We start from the raw sequence: 22,622 nt of genomic DNA on the forward strand, positions 1-22,622 counted from the left end.
ATAATGAATAAAATTGCAGTTATAGGTGCAGGTACCATGGGCAATGGTATTGCACACGTTTTTGCCCAAAATGGATATTGTGTTAACTTAATAGATATATCACAAGCTTCCTTAGATAAAGGAATAGCTACCATAAGTAAAAACCTAGATCGTTTACTGGCAAAAGAAAAAATTACTGAAACCGTAAAAGAGAACACTTTAGATAATATTACAACCTATACCCAACTAGATAATGGTGTAAAAGAAGTTGACTTAGTTGTAGAAGCAGCTACGGAGAATCTAGAAATTAAGCTAAATATTTTTAGAGAATTAGATACTATTTGTGCTGCCAATACTATTTTGGCCACCAACACTTCTTCCATCTCTATTACACAAATTGCCGCAGTAACCAAAAGGCCAGAAAAGGTAATAGGCATGCATTTTATGAATCCCGTGCCTATTATGAAATTGGTAGAAATAATTAGAGGTTACAATACCAGCGATGAGGTAACAGAGCAAATAATGGAGTTGTCCAAGGCCCTTGGTAAAACACCTACGGAAGTCAATGACTATCCAGGTTTTGTGGCCAATAGAATTTTAATGCCCATGCTAAACGAAGCTATAGAAACTTTGTACAATGGCGTTGCAGGTGTACAAGAAATAGATACGGTTATGAAATTGGGAATGGCACACCCAATGGGTCCCTTACAATTAGCAGATTTTATAGGGCTAGACGTTTGCCTTTCTATCTTAAATGTAATGTATGATGGGTTTAAGAACCCAAAATATGCTCCATGTCCGCTATTAGTTAATATGGTAACCGCCGGTAAACTTGGTGTAAAAACAGGAGAAGGCTTTTATGATTATGGCGAGAGTAAGAAGGCAGAAAAGGTCTCAAAACAATTTGTGTAAAAGCCTATGGCAACCATTAAGCCGTTCAAAGCGGTAAGGCCTGCCAAAGACAAAGTGTCTTTGGTTGCGTCTCGTTCTTACGAAGAATATTCTGAAGACGAGTTGCAATGCACCTTGGCGCACAATCCTTTTTCGTTTCTTCATATAATTAATCCGGGCTTTAAATACCATAAAATCCTTGCTGGAGAAGAGCGTTTTAGTTTGGTGAAAAATAGGTATTGGGAGTTTTTAGAAGAAAAAACATTCATTAAAGACCAAAAGCCAGCTTATTACTTATATCAGATTAAGAAGGACCAATTTAAAACCTTGGGGATTTTTGCGGCTACCAGCGTTACAGATTATGATTGCGGTAAAATAAAAAAGCACGAAGAAACCCTAGAGAGCAGGGAAAGCTTATTTGCCCATTATCTAGAAACCGTTGGGTTTAATGCAGAGCCGGTACTGATTACCTATGAGTCCAATAAGGAATTGGAGGTTTTGTTAAATGAACAAACTGCGGCTACACCCGAGTATGATTTTACTACTACGGACAAAGTAAATCATAAGTTGTGGCCGGTGTACCAAACAGATGCCGTGAGCAAAATCACGTCCATTTTTTCAAAAATGGACGCACTTTACATAGCAGATGGGCATCATAGATGTGCATCTTCGTCCTTACTTGCCAAAGCTTCTAGACTTGCCGGCCATGCTACTGCTCATCGTGATTTTTTTATGAGTTATCTAATACCTGAAAAAGAGGTTAAAATATACGAGTTCAATAGAATGGTCAAAGATTTAAACGGATTAAGCAAAGAAGAGTTCTTAATTCGCTTAGATACCAATTTTAGAATAGAACAAAAACCCAATAATGGTAACAAACCAAAAGAAAAACATCATTTTAGCATGTATTTAGATGGTGAGTTTTATCTGCTGTACTTACGTAAACAAGCCTATACTTTTACAGATGCCCTAAGCCGTTTAGATACCCAAATACTTTACAAAACTATTTTAGAACCCATATTGGGGATAAAAGATTTGAGAAATGATAAACGCATTTCTTACGGCTATGGCAAGCACAATATCATAAAAATGAAGGATTGCATTGATAAAGGTGATTTTAAAGTAGGATTTAGCTTGGTTCCTATTACCATGGAAGAAATTAAGCAGATAGCAGATGCCGGACTTGTAATGCCACCAAAAAGCACTTATATTGAACCAAAACTCAGAAGTGGTCTTACCATTTATGAATTATAAGTTATGCCCATAAAAGAAAACTTAACGCAGATAAAAAACAGCTTGCCCAACCACGTTACCTTAGTGGCCGTTTCCAAAACTAAGCCTGAGGAAGATTTGAGGGAAGCGTATGAGGCAGGGCAACGAATTTTTGGAGAAAACAAAATTCAAGAAATGACGGATAAGTGGGAGTCCCTACCAAAAGACATTTCTTGGCACATGATTGGGCACGTACAACGCAACAAGGTTAAATATATGGCGCCATACGTTTCCTTGATCCATGGTGTGGATAGTTTTAAGCTGTTAAAGGAAATAGACAAGCAAGCCAAAAAAAACAATAGGAACATAGCCTGTTTACTACAGATGCATATTGCAGAAGAAAGCACAAAATTTGGTTTAAATAGCGAAGAATTGTTTGCTATTTTAAAGGATGATAGTTTTAAGGCTTTGGATAATATTACCATTAAAGGGCTTATGGGTATGGCTACTTTTACTGATGATGAAGAACAAATAAGAAAAGAATTTCAAAATCTTAGAGAGCAATTTAATAAGGCTAAAGAATTAGTGCCAAGCCTAGAGATTTTATCTATGGGCATGAGTGGAGATTACAAAATTGCTATTGAAGAAGGCAGTACTATGGTCCGTATAGGTAGTAGTATTTTTGGAGCTAGAAATTACAGCTAAACCATTTTTATGTATGCTATTTTAGATATTGAGAGTACCGGAGGCAAGTACAATGAGGAGGGGATAATGGAAATAGCCATACACCAGTTTGATGGTGAAAAAGTAACAGATACCTTTATAAGTCTATTAAACCCCGAAAGAGAGATACAACCTTTTGTTGCCAAACTCACCGGAATTAACAACAAAATGGTCAAAAACGCACCTAAGTTTTATGAGGTTGCCAAACGCATTCTAGAAATCACAGAAGAATGTGTTATTGTTGCCCACAACGCCCAATTTGATTATAGAATATTAAGAACGGAATTTAGGCGATTAGGTTATGATTACCAGCGCAAAACCTTGTGTACAGTAGACCTATCCAAAGAACTTATTCCAGACGCAGAATCCCATAGTTTGGGTAAATTGGTACGCTCGCTAGGTATAGCCGTTAGTGATAGACATAGAGCCAATGGAGACGCATTGGCAACTTTAAAACTCTTTAAACTATTACTAGCCAAAGACACAGAAAAGAAGATTATAAAATCTATAATTAAAGCAGAAACTTTAGGTGAACTCTCTCCTACCCAATTAGATATTGTTGAGGCACTACCCGCAGAGAGTGGGTTGTATTACATGCATGATAAAGATGGAGAAATCCTTTTTATAGGTAATAGTAAGAATATTAAAAAAAGGGTAAACCAACACTTTACCAATGTGGGCGATATGGCCCGTAAACTCCAAAAAGAAACTAAAAAGGTAACTTTTGAGCGTACCGGTGGCGAATTGGATAGTTTAATTAAAGAAGCTGAAGAAATTCGTAGAAATAAACCCAAATACAATAGAAAACAAAAGCCAATAGGGTTTAGCCATGGTATTTATTTAATTGAAAATGAAGAAGGAGATATACTTTTAACCCCGCAAAAAGCAAACCATAAAAATGCACGGTTAAGTAGTTTTGGTTCGTTAAAAGCCGCAAAGACTTTTTTAACGCGTTTAAAGGAGAAGTATGGTGTAAACCTAGAGCAGAACAGAGAAGAACAAAACAATATTGTTCAAGAATTATTTTTGGATTATAGCACTTTTAATAGAGATTTAATAATTGTAGACCGTGGAAGAAGTATTGGCGAAAAAGCTGTGTTTTTAATTAAAAAAGGAACACTGGTTGGAATGGCTTATACCGATTTAAATCATCAAATTAATAATATTGCTATATTAGAGACCCTATTAACTCCTATTAAAGGCACACCTTATATTACCTTTATTACAGAGACTTTACTAAGAAAAAAGAATAGGTTAAAAATAATAGATTTAAACCAAAGTTAGTTTGAAAGAACACAAGGTGCATTCTGGCTGGAGGCATAAACTTCACGAAATTATTTATGAAGCAGACACGCCTAATGGCAAAATATTTGACCTAACCCTAATATTCTTGATTGTTGCTAGTGTAATCTTGGTTATGCTAGAATCCGTAGATGAGTTTGATGCCAAATACCATCAAACACTATATGTTTTAGAATGGATTATAACCATATTCTTTTCCATAGAATATATTGCCAGAATAATCAGCATAAAAAAACCATTAAAATATATTTTTAGCTTTTATGGCATAATAGATTTACTATCTACCATACCGCTTTATCTATCTTACATTTTTGCGGGCTCTCAAGTTTTGTTAGCCGTAAGGGCATTTAGGCTTTTAAGGATTTTTAGAATTCTAAAGCTTGTAAAGTTTATTGGAGAGGCCTCACAGTTAAGTAGAGCGCTTAAGGCTAGTAGAACCAAGATTGCCGTGTTTATCTATGTGGTGTTGATTCTCTCAGTAATTATGGGCACCATAATGTATATTATTGAAGGAGACGAAGCCGGGTTTACAAGTATACCTAGAAGTATTTATTGGACCATAGTTACGCTTACTACCGTAGGATATGGAGATATTGCGCCACAAACCAATTTGGGGCAATTTATGGCAACCGTTATCATGATATTAGGTTATGGCATAATTGCGGTGCCAACCGGTATTGTTACCTCAGAAATCAATAAAGAATATAGAAGCGGTAAACCAAAAATTGGAGACGACAATTATGTACACGTTAATACACAAGCTTGTCCTAGTTGTGCCGCAGAAGGCCATAGAGACAATGCCAAATATTGCTACAATTGCGGACATCTATTATGAGCAAGAAAACGGTTATAGCGGTTGTTGGGCCCACTGCAATAGGTAAAACCAAAATGGCCATAACCTTGGCCAAGCATTTTAATACGGAAATACTATCGGCAGATTCTAGACAATTCTTTAAAGAAATGGAAATTGGTACAGCTGTACCGTCTAAGGAAGAATTAAAACAGGCTCCCCACCATTTTATACAGCATAAAAGCATTCATGAACCCTATTCTGTAGGCGATTATGAAAGAGATGCCCTAAAGCTTATTGAAAAACTGTTTCAACAAAAAGACATTGTTATTCTTGTAGGTGGTTCCGGATTGTACGTAGACGCCGTTTTGTATGGATTAGATACGTTCCCAGATGTACAACCAGAAATTCGCGCTAAACTGAATAGAGAATTAGAACAAGATGGTATTGGAGGTTTACAACAACAGTTAAAAAAATTAGACCCAACGTATTATAATAGAGTAGATTTAGAAAATCCACATAGGATAATTAGAGCGTTAGAGGTTTGTATCTTCTCTGGAAAGCCTTACTCTTCTTTTCTTAACCAACCCAAAAACAAAAGACCGTTTAATCATTTAATAGTAGGTATAGATGCGGATAGGCAATTGATTTATGACCGTATAAACCTAAGAGTAGATTTAATGATGAAAGCCGGACTTTTGGAAGAAGCAAAAAAGGTTTATCCACACCAAAATTTAAATGCGCTACAGACTGTTGGCTACCGTGAATTATTTCAACATTTTTCAGGTGAAAGAAGTTTAGAAAGTGCCGTAGAAGAAATCAAAAAAAATACCAGACGATTTGCAAAGCGACAATTAACTTGGTATCGTAAAAACAAGAGCATTCATTGGGTTCCTTTTGCAATTGACCCACCAACATTGATAAAACAAGTTGAAACTAAATTAGCACAAATGGAAATTCCAAAAATAATATATGTTATGGGTGTTTCCGGAACGGGTAAGAGCACTATTGGTAAATTGCTATCAGAGCAATTGGGTTTTCCTTATTTTGATGGAGACGATTACCACCCTGAGGCCAATGTAACAAAAATGGCTAGTGGTACTGCATTAAATGATGATGACCGCCAAGGTTGGTTAGAAAAACTAAATACGCTTGCTACAGAAAATTTGGAAAAAGGAGCTATCATAGCTTGTTCCGCTCTTAAAGATAAATACAGGCAAACATTACGTAAAGAAATAGCTGAACAGACGGTGTTTGTTCACTTGGTTGGAAGTTTTGAGTTGATCAAACAACGATTAGATGCGCGTAAAGGTCATTTTATGACCGCAGAACTTTTGCAATCGCAGTTTGATACACTAGAACCGCCTACTAAAGAAATTGAAGTTTCAATTGCCGATGAACCGCAAGCCATTTGCCAAGAAATAATAGCCAAACTAAAAACATGGAAACCACATTAATCCTTGCTATTGTTGCCGGAATCGCAATTCTATTAGCGCTAATCCTAAAATTAAAAATCAATGCGTTCTTAGCGCTTTTAATTGCCAGTATTGCAACAGGTATTTTTGCAGGATTAAACCCAAATGACATTATAGATACCGTTAAAGAAGGCATGGGAAGTACTTTGTCTTCCGTGGCCACCATTGTTGGACTAGGTGCCATGTTCGGGGCCATTTTAGAAACCTCTGGCGGAGCAAAGGCCATAGCTAACTTTTTAATTGGAAAATTTGGGTTAAAAAATGCGCCTCTGGCCATGGTAATTGCCGGTTTCTTAATCGCTATTCCTGTTTTCTTTGATGTTGCCTTTATTATTTTGGTTCCTATGATATATGCCTTACAAAGGCAATCTGGTAAATCTTTATTGCTTTACGCTATTCCTTTATTGGCCGGTTTGGCCATAACCCATGCCTTTATACCACCTACTCCCGGACCTATTGCCGTTGCAGATATTATTGGGGCCGAATTGGGCTGGGTAATTTTGATTGGTTTTTTAGTGGGCATACCTACCGCTATCTGTAGTGGACTTTTATTTGGAAAATATATTGCCAAACGCATATTTGTGGCTGCTCCAGAGCAATTGCAAGAACAGGAAATTGAAAAATTACCGAATATTTATCTAATTCTAACAATTATAGGAATACCCATTGTGCTAATATTACTTAGAACCACTTTAACAAGTGGTATTTTAGGAACATTAGATGAACGCGTAAATCAGGTTATTTTACTAATTGGCCACCCATTCTCAGCATTGATTATTGCCAATCTTTTGGCTTGGTATTTTTTAGGCATACGTTTAGGCTATACTAAAAAAGAATTGTTTACCATAACCCAAAAATCTTTAATGCCCGCGGGCACAATAATACTTCTTACAGGTGCAGGTGGTGTGTTTAAGCAAACATTAATTAATACAGGCGCAGGTGAAATGCTTGCCAGTTCTTTAAATAATCTTGGATTTCCTATTTTACTTTTTGCCTTTATTGCAGCGGCAATTGTGCGTATAATTCAAGGTTCTTCTACCGTTTCTATGATTACAGCAGCAGGTTTGGTAAGTCCATTATTAACCAACGTAGCCTATACACCCGTACAAATGGCCTGTTTGGTAATTGCCATTGCATCTGGTGCAAGTATTTTTTCTCATGTTAACGATAGTGGGTTTTGGTTAGTTGGCCAATATTTGGGCATTACCGAAAAAGAGTCCTTTAAATCTTGGACCATGATGACAACCATCCTGGCCATCACGGGAATGATTTCGGTAAGTATACTTTTCATATTTCTATAAAAAAAGCCGCAAAACTATTTTTGCGGCCTTTTTTATTTTAAGCTTTGAGCTTTTTAATTTGCTTCATCTTCGGTTTTTACAACCAAACGGAAACCTTCGCCATGAATATTTAAGATTTCTACTACATCATCTTTCTTTAGATATTTACGCAGCTTTGCAATGTAAACATCCATACTTCTAGAAGTGAAATAATTATCATCTCTCCAGATCTTAGTTAAGGCTAATTCTCTTGGCATTAAATCGTTTTCATGCAAAGCAAGTAGTCTTAATAACTCATTTTCCTTAGGCGATAGTTTAATTGGCTCTTCTTCTTTGTATTTTAAGAAACGAAGTTTAGAATTCAAATGGAAATTACCTATCTCAAACTCAAATTGTTTGCTATCTGCAACAGAATTAGAAGCTTTACGTTGTAGAATAGCTTTTAATTTCATCAACAATACTTCAGAATCAAAAGGTTTGTTCAAATAATCATCTGCACCTGCCTTATACCCCTTTAAAACATCTTCTTTCATGGTTTTAGCTGTTAAGAAAACAATAGGAACATTTTCATTCTTTTCCCTAATTTCCTTAGCCAAGGTAAACCCATCTTTATACGGCATCATTACGTCCAAAATACAAATGTCAAAATTGTCTTTTTTGAACTTTTCAAAACCTTCCATACCATTTTTAGCAAGAACAACGTCAAAATCGTTCATTTGCAAATAGTCTTTTAAAACAATCCCGAAATTTGGGTCGTCTTCTACTAAAAGTATTTTCTTATTTTCTGTTTCCATAACTTTTAAATTAAAGGTAGTTTAATGTAGAAAGTACTTCCTTTACCTTTTTCACTTTCAACATAAACCTCACCTTGGTGATCATCTATTATATTTTTTACATAGGCCAGACCTAAACCATGACCTTTTACATTATGTATGTTCCCGGTATGTTCCCGGTAGAATTTTTCAAATATTTTCTTCTGAACGGTTTTACTCATCCCCGCTCCTTGGTCTTTAACCTTAATAACAATATGATTTTTGACCGTTTCTGTATACACATCTATTTTTGGTGTCTCTGGGGAGTATTTTACCGCATTGTCCAACATATTAACAATCACGTTTGTAAAGTGCATATCATTTGCCAACACCTCTGTACGTTTGGCATCTAAATGCGTATTCACGTAACCGCCCTTATCTTCTACAATTAATTCTATGTGTGTAATGGCATCTTCTATAATATCGTGCACATCTACCCTATCTTTACTAATATCTAATTGGTTTTTCTCGAGCTTAGAAATCCTAAGTACATTTTCTACTTGTGCATGCATACGTTTGTTTTCATCACGTATCATTCCCAAATAACGTAAAACCTTTTCTTGGTCCGTAATAGATTTAGGGTTTCTAATGGCCTCTACCGCCAGATTAATAGTAGCAATTGGAGTTTTAAACTCATGCGTCATATTATTAATGAAATCTGACTTTATTTCTGAGATTTGCTTTTGCTGAATTAATTGGTAAATAGCACTACTGTACGCAACAACAATGATTAAGGTAAACAATAAAGAAAGTATGGCCATACTCATGATACTGTTTATTAAAAATTGTTTTTTCTCTGGAAAAGTTACCAATAATGAAAAATTGGTTTGTCCTTCACTATCTCTAAAAATAGGCGTCTCGTAGATTGTTCCACGATCAAACTTGAACTTTTTGGAACGTACTTTGGTTGGAAAACCTTTGCTATAAATACCGTATTCAAAATCGATATCCACACCCCTATTTTCTAATTCGCGCTCAAGAGACAATTCCAATTCTTGATTAGAAACCCTTTCATGAATTGGCACTGAACTAGCCATTTCCCTAAAAACATCTTCAAAAACCGCTTTGTCTACAGAAGATAAACCGCCTAATTTTTCTACCTTTTGTAAAGGTGTTAAGGCATAACGTTTACCATCTAAACCAAATTCTTCTTTTACGATTGTAGTTGTACGCTTGCTGGTAAAATTTTTCACCGTAGTAGAATCGGTCAAATTATTGTCAAAGAACATTGATGAGATATCATAGCCTTCTTCTAATATACCGTGGGAATAGAATTTCATTTCGTCTGAATTGATATCCCTGTCCACAAAAAAGATGCTTCTATAGTGAGAGGTCTGTGGTTTTCCTACACTATCTACCAACTGCGCTAAACGGTCGTTGTAATCTCTACGTTCTCGAGATTCTACCCGCTCTGCAACTTTATCCAAAACATCCTCCACAGTATTTGAAAACTGCTCTTGCTTATCTGAAACCGATTTCTTAATCCAAAAAACTTGAACTGAAATAATTCCAATTAGCGAGAGACTCATCAAAATGACCAGTAGAATAAACCTTCTCTTGTTCATTTGGTCAAAATTAGAAATTTAACATTTCGGGGCTTATGCGTTTAACCTAACCTTAACAAAAATGTTAAAGTACTATTGCTTTATACTCTTGTTTAACAGTATTTCATGGATTTTGGCAACGGTTTCGGCTGTTTTTCCCAAATTCGTATTTAAAATTGTAAAATTTGCTTTTTTTTCCTTTTCAGCGTCCGGTAATTGATTTTTAATTCTGGCCTCTACTTTTTCCCTATCTACTTTATCCCTTTTCATGACCCTTTTGATTCTTTCTTCCAAAGGGGCTGTTACCAAAATAATATGGTCATACCTGTCCTCACTTTGGTTTTCAAAAATCAATGCGCTTTCTTGAATAATGTAAGCAGTTTTTTGCTTTTGGCCCCAATTATTAAAATGTTTTGCAACAGCAGGGTGCACAATTTGATTTAATTTTTGAAGTAATTTTTTATCCTTGAAAACCAAATTGGATATATAAGTTCTATTTAAACCACTAGCCGTGTACGCTGCTTCTCCAAAATTAAGCATTATGGCCTGCCTAATTTCAGGTGCACCATTCATTAATAATTTTGCTTCTTTGTCCGAATCATAAACAGGAATACCCAAATCCCTAAACATTTGAGCAACAGTACTTTTACCACTGCCTATACCACCTGTTAAACCAACAATCATTGCTTTTCCAATATAAACTCCACTTTGTTATCCAAAAGTCTTACAGAATAAACCCCTTCTGGGTCTTTACCCATTTCTAAGTAAAGTGTTTGTCCATCAGTATCTGTTTTAGTGTCATAATCTACAAATACATCAAAATCATTGGCGTCTAATTGCTTCAATAATTTTACATTGGCCTTGCAAACCAATTTAACTTGGTTGGGAAACATTTTTAACGCATACCCTTCCGGTACGTGAAGCGGTTTTATACTCACCATAAATTCTTTTTCAGAAAACTTCTCTACCAATCCACTAACGGTAATTTCTTGTTTGGTAATTTCAATATTGTCAAAAGATTCGTCAAAAGGCAAAATAGCAACCTGTCGCTCAAAACTCTGATTTACACTTTGCAATCTTAACGCTTCTGTCTTTGCCTTGTCTATTTTTTTTAGTTGTTGTTTTGGGCCTTTTATTACCAAACTATCAGGAGTGATTTTTAGACCATCTTGAATAAAATAATTTGGAGCTAAGCTTAAATCCAAATCCAATTCTACTGGAATTTTTTTTGAATCTACTTGATAAGCGGCTACCAAATGTTCATTTTCCAAAATATCTATCAAAGCTATACCACCAGATAATGCATTGTTCAATTGCCTTCTAACCTCAGTTTCATTTAAATAATAATCTCCTTGATTTACTTTCAAAGATTGCAAATTCAATGCAATAGGTTTTGCGCTTATGGCGTAGCCCAAATACGTAAACCCACTGGCCTTTACCTTTGCCGGTAATTGAGGACTCACTTCAGGATTTAAAAGTAAGGTATCCGGTAAATTGGTATAGACTACGTTAAACTTAACATTAGACTCATAGGTATCCGATAATTTGCTGATGCTCCATGAAAGAAAAGAACAAAAAAGGAAAAAAAGAAACATCTTTAATTTTCTTTTATTAATTCCGGTAAGAGCGTCTTTATTTAGTTTCACGTTTGCTAAAAAATAGTTTTGGGAATAGTATTTCTGGTTCCTTTTTGCTAAAGTTAATTAAGAATGTAGACTTTAAAAAACCCCAACCATATCCAAAAAATTGAATTAGTACCGCGTAGACGGACAAGCCTGCAATTTCCACATTTCTATTGCTAATTAAAGACGCAATAAAAAGAACAAATAAATAGGTAATCACTAGATAGGTACCCGCAAATTGACCTAGCAAAGCCATTAAGAGTGATACTACCACAAAAGCCATGAACAGGGTAGGAAACCAATACGTTATTTTAGCAGTGCCAGGATGCCAACTGTTTAAAATTGGCCTTACCATACCAAATTTATTTACCTGTGTTTTAAATTTACCCCAATCAATTCTACGTTTATGATAAACAAACGCATTAGGGAATAAACGGGTTTTAAAACCTGCTTTCCATATCCTGAATGTTAAATCCGGGTCTTCTCCTGGATGAATATTTCCAAAACCTTGTGTAGCCTTAAAGGCCTCTCTAGAAATACCCATATTAAAACTCCTTGGTTGAAATTTACCCACAGACTTTTTGTTACCTCTAATACCCCCGGTAGTTAAAAAAGAGGTCATAGCAAAATTTATAGCCTTTTGCACTTTAGAAAAAGATTCGTGGGCCGCATCCGGACCACCAAAACAGTGCACAAAGTCTGACTCTAGTTCTTTTTCTACTTCTTCTAAATAACTAGTTGGCATTATGCAATCTGAGTCCAATACAATAAAATAATCGGCCTTTGCCCTACGCATACCAAAATTTCTAGAGTCTCCTGGTCCAGAATTATCTTTTTTATAATAACTGATAAACAATTTGTCTTTGAAATTGGCAACTACTTTTTCGGAATCTAATGTAGAACCATCTTCTACCAAAACAACCTCAAAAGGCTTGTTGTAAGTTTGCCTAGCTAAACTAGCTAGTAACTCTTCTACCTCTTCTGGCCTATTAAAAACAGGTATTATAAAAGAATATTTGGGGTGCTCCATAGCCTATAAAAATAAAGCCATCCAAAAACGGATGGCTTTAAATATTGTAATAAGATATTTATTTACTAAATTCTTCTATAACTTCTTGGCTCACGCCAGTATTAGAAAACCCACCATCGTGAAATAAATTTTGCATGGTAACTTTCTTGGTCAAATCTGAAAACAAACTAACCGTATAGTCCGCACAATCATCTGCTGTTGCATTGCCTAAAGGCGACATTTTCTCTGCATAGCTAATAAAACCATCAAAACCTTTAACCCCCTGCCCAGCTGTAGTTGGCGTTGGCGATTGTGAAATTGTATTTACTCTTACCTTTTTTTCTTTACCAAAGAAATAGCCAAAACTTCTAGCAACAGATTCTAAATAGGCCTTGTTATCTGCCATATCATTATAATCTGGAAAAGTTCTTTGGGCGGCCATATAAGTTAGGGCAACAATACTACCCCACTCACTCATAGCATCGCTCTTATATAAAGATTGCAATACTTTATGAAAAGAAAGTGCAGAAACATCCCATCCTTTGGCGGTCCAATCGTATTTCTCATCTGTATAATGTCTACCTTTTCTAACATTTACAGACATTCCTATGGAGTGTAATACAAAATCTAACTTACCACCTAGAATTTTTACCGATTGTTCTACTAAATTTTTTAAGTCCTCCTCACTAGTAGCATCTGCTGGAATAATCTCTGAACCTGTTTTTTCTGCCAAGCTCTTAATTTGCCCCATTCTCATGGCTATAGGAGCATTGGTCAAAACAAAGGAACCGCCTTCTTCATGAACTCTTTCTGCTGTTTTCCACGCAATAGAATTTTCGTCTAATGCACCAAAAATAATTCCTCTTTTGCCTTTTAATAAATTATGACCCATGTTGTTTTTGTTGGTTTAAAGTGTAAATATAGTAATTTGGTATTGCTTTCTTTTGCTTCTTGTAAGCTAAGAATTTACCAATAATTCTTTTGCATGTTCTAGCGCAGAAGTGGTGAAATTTTTTCCCCCTAACATCTCTGCGAGCTCGTTTAAACGCTCCTCATTTTCTAAGCGTTTCATTTGAGTTACCGTAGTCTGCCCCTCCTCTTGTTTAAAAACTTTGTATTGTTGTTTTCCTTTGGCTGCAACTTGCGGCAAATGCGTAATTGAGAACACCTGCATATGCGCACCCATTTCTTCCATTATTTCTCCCATTCGATTTGAAATTTCACCAGAGACCCCAGTATCAATCTCATCGAACATTAAAGTTGGTAGCTTTTCATAACTAGCCAAAATAGATTTTATGGCCAGCATTATTCTAGACAATTCTCCTCCGGAAGCTACTTTTTTCAACTCGCCATAATTAGACCCTTTATTGGCACTAAATTGAAATACCAGAGCGTCTTTGCCGTTAGCTTTAAAGTCTTCTAAAGGATTAACCTCAATTTTAAAAGTTGCAGAAGGCATGCCTAAAGATGCCACCTGTTGGGTTAACACCTTAGCTAATTTTGGAATACTTTTTACGCGTTTATTATGTATATTTTTAGCCAGGTTGTTTAATTGATTTTCAACTTGGTTAACTTCTTTTTGTTTTTGGGCAATAGTGCCATCCATATCTAGAGAAATGGCCACTTTTTCTGATAGTTCCTCTCTAATGGCAATTAGCTCCGGAACAGATTGTACTTGGTGTTTTTTGTATAAGTCTTGTAATAATTGAAGTTGACCGTTAACCACCTCTAATTGTTCTGGGTCCGCATCTACACTATCTGATAGTTTTTCAATTTCTGAAGCAATATCTTCCAACTCTATGGAGATGGACTGAACCCTACTGTTTAATTCTGAATAGCTTTTTCCGTAACCCGCTAACTTCTGTAGCGCATTTTGCAAACTTGAAGATGCCGTAAGCAACCCTACCTGCTCTTCGTTTAGCAATTGATGCGATTGGGACAAAAGTTCCCTAACAGTCTCAACGTTGTTTAACTGTTCAAAAGTTTCTTCTAATGCTTCCTGCAGCCCTTCTTTAAGATTAGCGCTTTCTAATTCCTCTAATAAAAAAGTATTATAATCTAATTCTTTTGTGGCGGCTGCACGGTTTGCCAAAAGTGTGTGTAGTTCGGATTCTAACTTTTTAAAATGTTTTAATTCCTTTTTATAATCAACCAATAAAGTAGAAGTATCCGCAAGTGCATCTATTACCTTAAATTGAAAGGCATTCTCTGTTAATTGCATGGTTTGGTGCTGAGAGTGTATGTCTACCAAACGTTCCCCTAAAGCCGCTAAAACGCCAAGGGTTACGGGTGTATCATTAATAAATGCCCGAGATTTACCACTAGGCAATATTTCTCTTCTAAGGATACTTTCTGCCTCATAATCCAAATCGTTATCAACAAAAAAACCATTTAGATTATAATTTTCAATGGCAAATGTAGCTTCTATGGTGCATTTGCTATCACTTTGTTTTAAGGCCGATAAATCTGCCCTTTTACCCAATACCAAGGAAAGTGCACCAAGTAAGATAGACTTACCCGCACCTGTTTCTCCGGTTATGGTTGTGAAGCCATTATGAAATTGCACATTTAGGTCGTCTATTAGTGCATAATTTTTTACAGATAGGTTTACTAACAATTCTAAACGGATTTTAGAATCGCAAAGATAAAAATCAATCCGTTACGGATTTAATAATTAATATCGTTCCAAGTACTGGAGTAAAACGGAGCTACCTTATTCAGGTTTTCTTTTAACTTAACAATGTCCACCTTTGGACCATCAGAAAAAATATTCTTTATTTCCTCTGATTTTGCATCAAAAAATGTTTGTATTAAAAAGGCATTGGGCCTACGCTTAATCAAAGTTTCGAACAAGCGTAAACTACCGGCAACAATTTGTTTGCCCGTACTATTATTGTCCGCTAGGATATCCATGCCTTTTCTATGATAGTTGTACATGGCAATTCTATACTCCCTAAAAGCGTTAGATAGCAAGTTATCTACCAGCTCAAAACGTGTTCTTTGGCCACTATCTTGCGCCCAGCCCGCATAATTGGTTCCTTGGGCCTGGGTTACAATGTTTTGGGCACGTCTATAAAAATCATCTCCACCTTGTAAAGAATAGGTGTCCGCATCCAAACCTAAAATTATATAGACGTAATAAGAAATTACGCCCACCAGATTAGAATCAAAATTATTAGGGTTAAAAGCTAAGGGTTCAAATTCTTGGTATTGAAAATTAAACGCATTGTCTTTGTAATTAAATACGGGAGTTTCGTAACTAGTATTAAAAACTGGCCTAGAAGATTGCAACTGTATATTGGCTTCAAAACGATCAGATTCATAACTGGTTACAGTTATAAACATTCTAGCATTTACCCTTTCGTTCTCACCGTATACTCTATTGGTCCACTTATTTTTATTGACAAAATCGTTTAGCGAACGTTCTAGGGTCTTAAATATTTGTTGATTGGTTTGGCCAACCTGATCCGAATTGATGGTAATTTCACAATTAAGCTCTTGAGCCTTGGTACCAGTAAGGCAAAAAAACAATACAACTAATAAACCTATGATTTTACGCATCTATTCTTTCTAGAATTTCTTTCCAAATATCCTTAGCAACTTCTGCTTTGGTTTTAATAGCAAACGTTTTTTGGTTTAAATTCTTGTCTAAGAAAGTAATTTTATTTGTGCCCGAACCAAATCCAGCACCCGCATCATTTAAGGAGTTAAGTACAATAGCGTCTAGATTTTTCCTTTTCAATTTAGATTTTGCGTTTTCCAACTCGTTTTGAGTTTCTAAGGCAAAACCTACTAAATATTGGTGTTGCTTTTGATCGCCCATAGATTTTAAGATATCCTGGGTACGCTCCAACTCAAGAATCATGGGCTGCCCCTCTTTCTTCTTAATTTTTTGCTCCGCAACTTGTTTTGGTCTATAATCTGCTACTGCTGCCGCACTTATTACAATAGCAGCTTGCTTAAAATACTGGTGTACCGTCTGGTACATTTCTTCTGCTGTTGAAACTCGTATTAAATTGATGTTAGATTGGTTAACCTTAAGAGCTGTAGGGCCAGAAATTAAGGTTACTGTTGCTCCCAACTTAGCGGCACTTTTTGCCAATTCAAAACCCATTGTACCTGTGGATCTATTACCTAAAAAACGTACAGGGTCCAGCGGCTCATGAGTGGGCCCAGCTGTAATTAAAACTTGTTTTTGATACAGGGGTAAACCACTTGCCAAGTGATTGTTTAAAAAATTGATGATATTCTCAGGTTCCGCCATTCTCCCCTCTCCACTAAGTCCACTTGCTAGCTCGCCAGATTCTGCAGGTATCATTACATTACCAAAAGCACTTAACTTTTTAAAAGAAGCTTTAGCCGTTGGGTGTTTGTACATATCCAAATCCATGGCTGGTGCAAAATATACGGGGCATTTAGCAGAAAGATAGGTAGCCAATAACAGATTATCACAGGTGCCTTGAGCCATTTTTGCCAAGGTATTGGCCGTAGCTGGGGCAATTAATATTAAATCTGCCCAAAGCGCTAACTCAACATGGTTGTTCCAAGAAAGCGACCCATCTTCTTCATTAATAAAATCCGCCATAACCGGATTTTTTGATAAGGTAGATAAGGTTAAAGGGGTAACAAAAGAACTGGCGCTGTGGGTCATAATAATCTTGACCTCAGCGCCAGCTTTTATTAATAAACGCGTTAAAAATGTTGTCTTGTAGGCAGCTATCCCTCCGGTAATGCCCAAAAGGATTTTCTTACCAGCTAACATCTATGCGTCTTTCTCTGTGTTTCTATGGTAAATCTTATCTTCTAACCACTCCTGAATTGCTAAGGCATGTGGTTTAGGAAGTTTTTCGTAAAACTTAGAAACTTCTATCTGTTCTTTGTTTTCAAATACTTCCTCTAGACTATCACTATAGGTAGCAAATTCTTCTAACTTTTCTAATAATTCTTTTTTGATTTCAGAATTAATTTGAATAGCTCTTTTAGAAGCTATAGAAATTGCCTCATAGATATTATCCGTACTGGCATCTACCTCGTTACGATTATGGGTAATCGTAGAAACTGGAGCATTTGTGTTTTTTAAATCCTTCATGTTACAAAACTAAATATTATTTGGAAACTTCCTCTTCTTCAAGATTAAGTCCGTCTTTTATGTGTTGGTATAATTTTTCTGCTTCCTTCTTAAATTCCGTCTCTGGATACGCTTTTATTAAAGCATTATAATATTCTAAGGCTTCCCTATAACGCTCTTCTAGCTTATTCACCGTACTATTCCTTGCAAGGGTAACAGCAGATTTTAACCTATAAAAATAGGCTTCCTCCCTATAGATGGAACCTGGATTTTCTGAGATGAAATTATTAAATGCGGTTATCGAAGAAATAAGTATTGGGTAATTGAACTCCCCTAACTTATCAAACTGTTTTGCAATTTCTAACTGCTTCTTTTGCTTTTTTGTAGTCAGTTCCTGTGCCATGTTATTGGCCTCTTCAAAATACTCAGATTCTGGAAACGTATTTATAAAATTCTGCAATTTTGCTAAGGCTTTATCCGTATCCGTTTGATCCAATGAATATTTTGGCGACATCATGTAATAACTCTTACCTTCTAAAAAGGTAGCTTGCTGTATCTTATCGCTATTTGGATATGATTTAACAAAACGCTCAAATTGATAGCCTGCCAAATAATATTGCTTGGTTTGGAAGTACGAATCGGCAAAAAAGAACATAACCCTTTCACCTTGCGGCTTACCTACATATTTGGGGGCAATCTGTTCTAATAAACGATTTGCCCTTTTAAAGTCACCTTCATTATAATAACGCTCCGCCAAATCATATTTGGCTTTAACATCCGTATTCTTAAGTACCTTTTGGTATTCGTTACAAGACGAAAGCAATAGAAAAGCGCCAAAAAGCGCTATAAAGAAAGTTGACCTCTTATTTAAAAACATTTTGCAAAATTAGTGATATTCAATGAATATTTAAAACACAAATTGAACTTAAAAAAAAGAGGTTACCTAGAAGAAAATCTATTTTTAGTCAAATTTTAACGTATTAAGCAGTAACCTTTTCTAAGGCTTCTAAAAAATTAGTTAGTTTTTTCTGTAATTGCGTAGTAGCAGCAACTAAAGGAAGTCTAACTCTTGGGTTACCAATTCCTTGTTCTGAGCAAACAACTTTTATACCTGCCGGGTTGCCCTCTTCAAATATAAGTTGCATAGCCGGCAATAGCTTTTCCTGTATTTGCATTGCGGCTTCTTTATTACCTTCTAACCCAAGGTTTATGAGTGTAGAAAATTGAGATGGCAAGCCCTGCCCAAGCACAGAAATTACACCTGCACCACCATCTAAGGTGGTTCTTAAGGCTGTAAAATCATCACCAGAAATAACTAAAAAGCCTTCTGGCTTGTTCCGTAGCAAAGTAGTAACCTGCTCCAAAGAATCATTTGCCTCCTTTATCCCTATTATATTATCAAAATCTGAAGCTAAAAGTAAAGTAGTTTCTGGCAGCATATTACTCCCCGTTCTAGATGGCACATTATACAAAATTATAGGTAGCGGAGCCACTTGTGCCAAGGCCTTAAAATGCTGATATATCCCTTCTTGTGTTGGCTTATTATAAGCTGGTGAAACCGAAAGGATAGCACTATAATCCATTACATCTAATTCTTTTAACTCCTGAACAAGTGCCATAGTATTGTTACCGCCCACACCAACAACCAAGGGCAATCTACCTGCATTTACCCTAGATACCGTTTGCATAATTAACTTTTTCTCTGCTTTTGTAAGTGTAGCAGATTCTGCGGTGGTGCCAAGAACCACCAAATAGTTTATGCCATTGGTAATGTTCAATTCAACTAATTGTTCCAGAGCTGTTACATCTACAGTTAAATCTTCATTAAAGGGTGTAATTAATGCAACCCCCGTTCCTACAAATTGCTTCATGGCTATAATTCTTCTAAAATTTTCAAATACTTTTTCAATTCTTTTTTGAAGGTTTCAAAGTCGTTCAAACTAGTTTCAATTATTAAATCGCTTAGATCTCTGTTACCATCCTTGACACCAATTCGTATTCTGGCATCTACTTGAACAGACATTAACTTTAACAGCAATCTATCATCTGTGAAATAATTGATCAAAACATCATAAGGCCTACCTATAAACTCAGAAAAATCACCATTCTCAATAGACCCGTTCCAACCTAAATTTTTATCCGTGCAATAGGGAATGCTAAACATTCCACTTTGATCTTTTCCCCGTTTGTAACCAATTACCTGTACGGCGTTTGGTCTTAAACCAAGAATTTCTTTTAAAGACTTAAATGCTTCAGCTTGGCTGTAGTTATCCATGTCTACAATACATGCAACTGTAGCTACACCCTTTTTATCATGGGTAGACTTTTGCTTTAAAAGTGCATCTTCTAAAAACTTTTTGGCTGATTTAACCTTGAACTTATCTTGAATCGCTTTAAACACCATTCTCTATGCCATTTCTGCAAATGTAAATATTCTGCCCATAGCACTTAGCGAAGTTAAAATGTTCTTGCGATTAAATAATAACACAATTTGTTATATTTATAACAAGTGTGGGTTAATAAACACGCAATCTATTGTTAAGCAATAATTTATATAGCTTAAAACCTTTATATTTAATAGCTCAAATTAAAAACTTTTCCATGTCTACCCTAAAGTTTGCATTATGGAATGCCGAATGGATGAACGAACTGTTTGCCAATAACCCCATACGTTACCATGATGGCGATAAAAAAGGCTATATGACCAAACAGAAAATAGCGGAACGAATACAAGATTTATCGGGAGTAATAAACGAAGTAAATGCTGACATCTGGGTACTTGTAGAAGGGCCAAACCAAACTGATGAACTTCAATATTTTTTTGATAAAAGTATTAATGGCAATTGGCAGTGTGCCGTACAGCCATCTGGGGCGCAATCCATAGGAATTGCAGTACGCACAGACTCCAATCTTTTGGCAGACGACCCATTAATTTGGCACGATTTAAAGACGGCCGAATTTGCAGCTAGTTTAAATATTGCGACCAATGAATTTAAAATGGACACCGATAACGATGCCGTATTAGAAGTACACAAATTTGAAAGAAAACCGCTATACGCTTCCATTAAGACAATAAACAATAAAACTTTCAATATAGTTGGGGTTCACTTAAAGAGTAAAGGCATTTTTAATGCTATGGAATGGTCTAAGTGGTGGTCTAAGGCAGATGGTAATCGAAAAAAAATAGTTGCACAATGTCATCAATTGCGCATTGCATTTTTAGATGATTACCTAACCCATTACGATACAAAAAACATTCCTTTAATTGTATGTGGAGACGTAAACGATGGTCCTGGTTTTGATACCAGCGAAATGAAGATTAGCGCAAGTGGCGTAGAACGGTTAATGGGTTCTATTTGGAAGCCGAAATTAACTTTAGGAAATGTAATGTACGATGTTTTAGACAAGAAAAAGAAGGCAAAGTTGGATTTTGAAGAACTTTATACAGCAAGTTTTGCAGACCCCATTTTTAACAACAAATACCAAAAAGCATGGATAGACCATATTCTTTATAGTAGAACCAAAAATGGGTGGATTGGTCAAGGAAAAATAATTGAAACCATGGAAAACGGTGAAAAAATTTATAAAAAATATCCTAAAGCTTCCGATCATTTTCCGGTAACCTGCCTAATTAATATTGAAAAATTGTAAAGTAGTTATAGACTTAGCCTTAACATTTTTCACCCTGTATTAGCTCCAACAAAAATGCGATTAAGGTTTAGAGGACGACTATTTCTTTATTAGGCAAAAACTACAATTAGCTTTGCTCTATAGCTATTTTAATCAATTGATTGCGCTCTTCTTCCAAACCAATTTTAGGAACCGGTTTTTGGGCTAACCTATACCAATAAGCCGCATTCCATTCGTCCCCTTCCTCCCTGTGTAGATGTGCATGTATCCAACTACTCAGTTCCTCTTTATTGCCATCTATTAAATCATGTGCCCTGTGCCAATCTCCTTTAGCCGCAAACCATAGCCCTTTCAAGGATACGGGCCAACTTTTAAAAGGTTCTTCCCTAGTTAAGGTGTTATTAAATTCTTGGAGGTTTTTGGGTATAGCCATTTGTATTATTTTTTTAAAGGTTACTCATTTCATTGGACTTTAATTCTTGTATATCCTCTTCTTCAAAAATATATTGAGGCCAAACGCGGTGCCCAAGATAAGCCCCACAAATCATAACCAAAACTTGATGCCAAGGTTCTACCTTAAACCCCTCTATTTGACCAATTGCAAAAAGAAGGATTATAATGGCCAAGAATCCAAAAAAACCAGATATTTCTTTCTTTTTAGTTGTAACCTTTCTGTTAAAAAAAATTTTGGCGATTAGACCTGAGAGTAGAAAATTTAGCCATATTAGTTCACTGCGGTTATGTTCTACCACTTCACTAAAGGTAGGGTATTCATCTCCTAAAATCACTAAAATTATATCTATCACTACCATGGCGCCAAGTAAAACAGCAAGCACCAAACGTATGGTATTCAATGTTTTTAGATGTTTTAACAAGTAACTTCTTAACCCCATCAATCAAAATTTAAAGACCAAAGAAAATGACCGTAAGCCACCCCTAAAACTAGAAGTAAACTCATAAACCACAAAGGTTTCTTAAAAGGTATTTTATAACCTATTAGCACAGATACGGCAGCCATTCCAAACAATAGATATACGGGCCACCCATCTCCTATATAAAACCGTTTATCTGTTGTGCCTATAAACAAATGCCCCAATATGGCACCCAAAACAAAAGGAATGAAAAAGAACTGATTTCTGGACGCCTCAAATAGAAGGATGTTGGATGTATCATCTTCCAACTCATTAAGATTTAAGGCAATTTCAAAAACCAAATAAAAAATGGCGAAACCAATCATTATATTTCTTACCCACCTATAGGCTTCTGGGTCAAAAAGCTGTTCCAT

24 protein-coding genes and 1 pseudogene are annotated in these 22,622 nt (G+C 35.9%); 9 read left to right on the forward strand and 16 right to left on the reverse strand.

The genetic code is table 11. The features are described from left to right. Nucleotides 1-3 precede the first annotated feature (3 nt). The 8 genes and pseudogenes from ACXAGS_RS06600 (at nucleotide 4) to ACXAGS_RS06635 (ending at nucleotide 7,673) form a co-directional block, all read left to right on the forward strand. Nucleotides 4-891 (forward strand): 3-hydroxyacyl-CoA dehydrogenase family protein, encoded by an 888-nt coding sequence (locus ACXAGS_RS06600; protein ID WP_474905608.1) that lies wholly within the window; start codon nucleotides 4-6, stop codon nucleotides 889-891. 6 nt (nucleotides 892-897) lie between these two features. After that, complete coding sequence (locus ACXAGS_RS06605; RefSeq protein ID WP_474905610.1) at nucleotides 898-2,124, forward strand: DUF1015 domain-containing protein; 1,227 nt, start codon at nucleotides 898-900, stop codon at nucleotides 2,122-2,124. A 3-nt stretch (nucleotides 2,125-2,127) separates the two neighbouring features. Next, nucleotides 2,128-2,787 (forward strand): YggS family pyridoxal phosphate-dependent enzyme, encoded by a 660-nt coding sequence (locus tag ACXAGS_RS06610; protein WP_474905611.1) that lies wholly within the window; start codon nucleotides 2,128-2,130, stop codon nucleotides 2,785-2,787. Between the two features lie 9 nt (nucleotides 2,788-2,796). Next, entirely contained in the window at nucleotides 2,797-4,089 is a 1,293-nt protein-coding gene (locus ACXAGS_RS06615; protein WP_474905612.1) for an exonuclease domain-containing protein, read from the forward strand. Between the two features lies 1 nt (nucleotide 4,090). Next, the gene (locus tag ACXAGS_RS06620; protein WP_474905614.1) at nucleotides 4,091-4,942 is read left to right on the forward strand and encodes an ion transporter; all 852 of its coding nucleotides are present in this window, start codon (nucleotides 4,091-4,093) and stop codon (nucleotides 4,940-4,942) included. Next, nucleotides 4,939-5,841 (forward strand): annotated as a pseudogene (gene miaA, locus ACXAGS_RS06625) (tRNA (adenosine(37)-N6)-dimethylallyltransferase MiaA); the annotation flags it as partial. The gene ACXAGS_RS06620 and the pseudogene miaA, both read left to right, overlap by 4 nt. Nucleotides 5,842-5,847: 6 nt before the next feature. Further along, nucleotides 5,848-6,354 (forward strand): gluconokinase, encoded by a 507-nt coding sequence (locus ACXAGS_RS06630; RefSeq protein ID WP_474906125.1) that lies wholly within the window; start codon nucleotides 5,848-5,850, stop codon nucleotides 6,352-6,354. Further along, nucleotides 6,339-7,673, forward strand: coding sequence for a GntP family permease (locus ACXAGS_RS06635; RefSeq protein WP_474905616.1), 1,335 nt, complete (start codon nucleotides 6,339-6,341; stop codon nucleotides 7,671-7,673). Before ACXAGS_RS06630 ends, ACXAGS_RS06635 begins: the two co-directional genes overlap by 16 nt. A gap of 53 nt (nucleotides 7,674-7,726) precedes the next feature. Here ACXAGS_RS06635 and ACXAGS_RS06640 read toward each other — a convergent pair whose 3' ends face one another. The 13 genes from ACXAGS_RS06640 to ACXAGS_RS06700 form a co-directional block, all read right to left on the reverse strand. After that, entirely contained in the window at nucleotides 7,727-8,446 is a 720-nt protein-coding gene (locus ACXAGS_RS06640) for a response regulator transcription factor (RefSeq protein ID WP_474905617.1), read from the reverse strand. A 5-nt stretch (nucleotides 8,447-8,451) separates the two neighbouring features. After that, nucleotides 8,452-10,029, reverse strand: coding sequence for a sensor histidine kinase (locus ACXAGS_RS06645; protein WP_474905618.1), 1,578 nt, complete (start codon nucleotides 10,027-10,029; stop codon nucleotides 8,452-8,454). A gap of 72 nt (nucleotides 10,030-10,101) precedes the next feature. Beyond that, complete coding sequence (coaE, locus tag ACXAGS_RS06650; protein WP_474905619.1) at nucleotides 10,102-10,692, reverse strand: dephospho-CoA kinase; 591 nt, start codon at nucleotides 10,690-10,692, stop codon at nucleotides 10,102-10,104. Next, nucleotides 10,689-11,603: a CdaR family protein gene (locus tag ACXAGS_RS06655; protein WP_474905621.1), complete on the reverse strand. Its 915-nt coding sequence runs from the start codon at nucleotides 11,601-11,603 to the stop codon at nucleotides 10,689-10,691. The genes coaE and ACXAGS_RS06655 overlap by 4 nt, the downstream gene beginning before the upstream one ends. A 37-nt stretch (nucleotides 11,604-11,640) precedes the next feature. Then, the gene (locus ACXAGS_RS06660; protein ID WP_474905623.1) at nucleotides 11,641-12,660 is read right to left on the reverse strand and encodes a glycosyltransferase family 2 protein; all 1,020 of its coding nucleotides are present in this window, start codon (nucleotides 12,658-12,660) and stop codon (nucleotides 11,641-11,643) included. Nucleotides 12,661-12,718: 58 nt separating this feature from the next. Continuing rightward, nucleotides 12,719-13,531 (reverse strand): enoyl-ACP reductase FabI, encoded by an 813-nt coding sequence (locus ACXAGS_RS06665; RefSeq protein WP_474905624.1) that lies wholly within the window; start codon nucleotides 13,529-13,531, stop codon nucleotides 12,719-12,721. Nucleotides 13,532-13,597: 66 nt separating this feature from the next. Next, nucleotides 13,598-15,256 carry a DNA repair protein RecN gene (gene recN, locus ACXAGS_RS06670; protein WP_474905626.1) on the reverse strand — a complete coding sequence of 553 codons (1,659 nt, stop codon included), beginning with the start codon at nucleotides 15,254-15,256 and terminating at the stop codon, nucleotides 13,598-13,600. Nucleotides 15,257-15,306: 50 nt separating this feature from the next. Next, nucleotides 15,307-16,200, reverse strand: a complete 894-nt coding sequence (gene porD, locus ACXAGS_RS06675) for a type IX secretion system protein PorD (RefSeq protein ID WP_474905628.1) — start codon at nucleotides 16,198-16,200, stop codon at nucleotides 15,307-15,309. Beyond that, on the reverse strand, nucleotides 16,193-17,401 hold the full coding sequence (coaBC, locus tag ACXAGS_RS06680; protein WP_474905630.1) for a bifunctional phosphopantothenoylcysteine decarboxylase/phosphopantothenate--cysteine ligase CoaBC: 1,209 nt from the start codon (nucleotides 17,399-17,401) through the stop codon (nucleotides 16,193-16,195). Before coaBC ends, porD begins: the two co-directional genes overlap by 8 nt. Further along, a complete protein-coding gene (locus ACXAGS_RS06685) occupies nucleotides 17,402-17,728 on the reverse strand; it encodes a DNA-directed RNA polymerase subunit omega (protein ID WP_010518020.1) in 327 nt (108 codons plus the stop codon). Nucleotides 17,729-17,744: 16 nt separating this feature from the next. Beyond that, nucleotides 17,745-18,584 carry an outer membrane protein assembly factor BamD gene (locus tag ACXAGS_RS06690; RefSeq protein WP_474905632.1) on the reverse strand — a complete coding sequence of 280 codons (840 nt, stop codon included), beginning with the start codon at nucleotides 18,582-18,584 and terminating at the stop codon, nucleotides 17,745-17,747. A 103-nt stretch (nucleotides 18,585-18,687) separates the two neighbouring features. After that, nucleotides 18,688-19,578 (reverse strand): 4-hydroxy-tetrahydrodipicolinate synthase, encoded by an 891-nt coding sequence (gene dapA, locus ACXAGS_RS06695; RefSeq protein ID WP_474905634.1) that lies wholly within the window; start codon nucleotides 19,576-19,578, stop codon nucleotides 18,688-18,690. A 2-nt stretch (nucleotides 19,579-19,580) separates the two neighbouring features. After that, a complete protein-coding gene (locus ACXAGS_RS06700) occupies nucleotides 19,581-20,111 on the reverse strand; it encodes a DUF6913 domain-containing protein (protein WP_474905636.1) in 531 nt (176 codons plus the stop codon). Between the two features lie 197 nt (nucleotides 20,112-20,308). Between ACXAGS_RS06700 and ACXAGS_RS06705 the strand changes: the two genes are divergently transcribed. Then, complete coding sequence (locus ACXAGS_RS06705) at nucleotides 20,309-21,358, forward strand: endonuclease/exonuclease/phosphatase family protein (RefSeq protein WP_474905637.1); 1,050 nt, start codon at nucleotides 20,309-20,311, stop codon at nucleotides 21,356-21,358. 106 nt (nucleotides 21,359-21,464) lie between these two features. Here ACXAGS_RS06705 and ACXAGS_RS06710 read toward each other — a convergent pair whose 3' ends face one another. From ACXAGS_RS06710 to ACXAGS_RS06720, 3 genes are read right to left on the reverse strand one after another with little or no spacing between them, the layout of a single operon-like run. Then, a complete protein-coding gene (locus tag ACXAGS_RS06710; protein WP_474905639.1) occupies nucleotides 21,465-21,770 on the reverse strand; it encodes a hypothetical protein in 306 nt (101 codons plus the stop codon). A 13-nt stretch (nucleotides 21,771-21,783) separates the two neighbouring features. Next, complete coding sequence (locus ACXAGS_RS06715) at nucleotides 21,784-22,230, reverse strand: hypothetical protein (protein WP_474905641.1); 447 nt, start codon at nucleotides 22,228-22,230, stop codon at nucleotides 21,784-21,786. Further along, on the reverse strand, nucleotides 22,230-22,622 hold the full coding sequence (locus ACXAGS_RS06720) for a hypothetical protein (protein WP_474905642.1): 393 nt from the start codon (nucleotides 22,620-22,622) through the stop codon (nucleotides 22,230-22,232). The genes ACXAGS_RS06715 and ACXAGS_RS06720 overlap by 1 nt, the downstream gene beginning before the upstream one ends.

The organism is Croceivirga sp. ABH4_376 (genome assembly GCF_056160685.1).

Bases quoted from the DNA above. Each gene is read 5' to 3' on its own strand.
- ACXAGS_RS06600 (WP_474905608.1), top strand. From the start codon at position 4: ATGAATAAAATTGCAGTTATAGGTGCAGGTACCATGGGCAATGGTATT.
- ACXAGS_RS06605 (WP_474905610.1), top strand. From the start codon at position 898: ATGGCAACCATTAAGCCGTTCAAAGCGGTAAGGCCTGCCAAAGACAAA.
- ACXAGS_RS06610 (WP_474905611.1), top strand. From the start codon at position 2,128: ATGCCCATAAAAGAAAACTTAACGCAGATAAAAAACAGCTTGCCCAAC.
- ACXAGS_RS06615 (WP_474905612.1), top strand. From the start codon at position 2,797: ATGTATGCTATTTTAGATATTGAGAGTACCGGAGGCAAGTACAATGAG.
- ACXAGS_RS06630 (WP_474906125.1), top strand. From the start codon at position 5,848: ATGGAAATTCCAAAAATAATATATGTTATGGGTGTTTCCGGAACGGGT.
- ACXAGS_RS06635 (WP_474905616.1), top strand. From the start codon at position 6,339: ATGGAAACCACATTAATCCTTGCTATTGTTGCCGGAATCGCAATTCTA.
- ACXAGS_RS06640 (WP_474905617.1), bottom strand. From the start codon at position 8,446: ATGGAAACAGAAAATAAGAAAATACTTTTAGTAGAAGACGACCCAAAT.
- ACXAGS_RS06645 (WP_474905618.1), bottom strand. From the start codon at position 10,029: ATGAACAAGAGAAGGTTTATTCTACTGGTCATTTTGATGAGTCTCTCG.
- coaE (WP_474905619.1), bottom strand. From the start codon at position 10,692: ATGATTGTTGGTTTAACAGGTGGTATAGGCAGTGGTAAAAGTACTGTT.
- ACXAGS_RS06655 (WP_474905621.1), bottom strand. From the start codon at position 11,603: ATGTTTCTTTTTTTCCTTTTTTGTTCTTTTCTTTCATGGAGCATCAGC.
- ACXAGS_RS06660 (WP_474905623.1), bottom strand. From the start codon at position 12,660: ATGGAGCACCCCAAATATTCTTTTATAATACCTGTTTTTAATAGGCCA.
- ACXAGS_RS06665 (WP_474905624.1), bottom strand. From the start codon at position 13,531: ATGGGTCATAATTTATTAAAAGGCAAAAGAGGAATTATTTTTGGTGCA.
- porD (WP_474905628.1), bottom strand. From the start codon at position 16,200: ATGCGTAAAATCATAGGTTTATTAGTTGTATTGTTTTTTTGCCTTACT.
- coaBC (WP_474905630.1), bottom strand. From the start codon at position 17,401: ATGTTAGCTGGTAAGAAAATCCTTTTGGGCATTACCGGAGGGATAGCT.
- ACXAGS_RS06685 (WP_010518020.1), bottom strand. From the start codon at position 17,728: ATGAAGGATTTAAAAAACACAAATGCTCCAGTTTCTACGATTACCCAT.
- ACXAGS_RS06690 (WP_474905632.1), bottom strand. From the start codon at position 18,584: ATGTTTTTAAATAAGAGGTCAACTTTCTTTATAGCGCTTTTTGGCGCT.
- dapA (WP_474905634.1), bottom strand. From the start codon at position 19,578: ATGAAGCAATTTGTAGGAACGGGGGTTGCATTAATTACACCCTTTAAT.
- ACXAGS_RS06700 (WP_474905636.1), bottom strand. From the start codon at position 20,111: ATGGTGTTTAAAGCGATTCAAGATAAGTTCAAGGTTAAATCAGCCAAA.
- ACXAGS_RS06705 (WP_474905637.1), top strand. From the start codon at position 20,309: ATGTCTACCCTAAAGTTTGCATTATGGAATGCCGAATGGATGAACGAA.
- ACXAGS_RS06710 (WP_474905639.1), bottom strand. From the start codon at position 21,770: ATGGCTATACCCAAAAACCTCCAAGAATTTAATAACACCTTAACTAGG.
- ACXAGS_RS06715 (WP_474905641.1), bottom strand. From the start codon at position 22,230: ATGGGGTTAAGAAGTTACTTGTTAAAACATCTAAAAACATTGAATACC.
- ACXAGS_RS06720 (WP_474905642.1), bottom strand. From the start codon at position 22,622: ATGGAACAGCTTTTTGACCCAGAAGCCTATAGGTGGGTAAGAAATATA.